The organism is Desulfovibrio sp. SGI.102 (assembly GCF_050314315.1).
GTDB lineage: Bacteria > Desulfobacterota > Desulfovibrionia > Desulfovibrionales > Desulfovibrionaceae > Desulfovibrio.
The window spans coordinates 1-274 of record NZ_JBNPNC010000145.1 but is presented as its reverse complement, the minus strand read 5'-3'; the positions used below and the strand labels follow the sequence as shown (position 1 = coordinate 274).

General features: G+C 54.4%; 1 protein-coding gene. It reads right to left on the bottom strand.

Annotated features, from left to right (window positions below; translation table 11 throughout):
- Positions 1-261 (bottom strand): RNA-guided endonuclease InsQ/TnpB family protein (locus tag ACQRCJ_RS12545; protein ID WP_427799957.1); only part of this gene is annotated, 261 nt, incomplete at its 3' end.
- Positions 262-274 lie beyond the last annotated feature (13 nt).

Below are 274 nucleotides of genomic sequence, written 5' to 3'. Positions count from 1 at the left end.
GGCATTGACGTCACGGTCATGGTATGTCCCGCATTCGGGGCATACCCAGTGACGCACGGACAGAGGCAAGGCTTCCAGCCTGTGACCGCAGTCGGAACATGTTTTGCTGCTGGCGAACCAGCGGTCGGCCACAACAACTGTCCCGCCATATATGCCGCTTTTATATTCCAGCTGCCGACGGAACTCATAAAAAGCGCCATCTGCTATGGATCTGGATAAACGTCTGTTTCTCAGCATCCCGCGTACATTCAGATCCTCGATGCCTATGATGGAG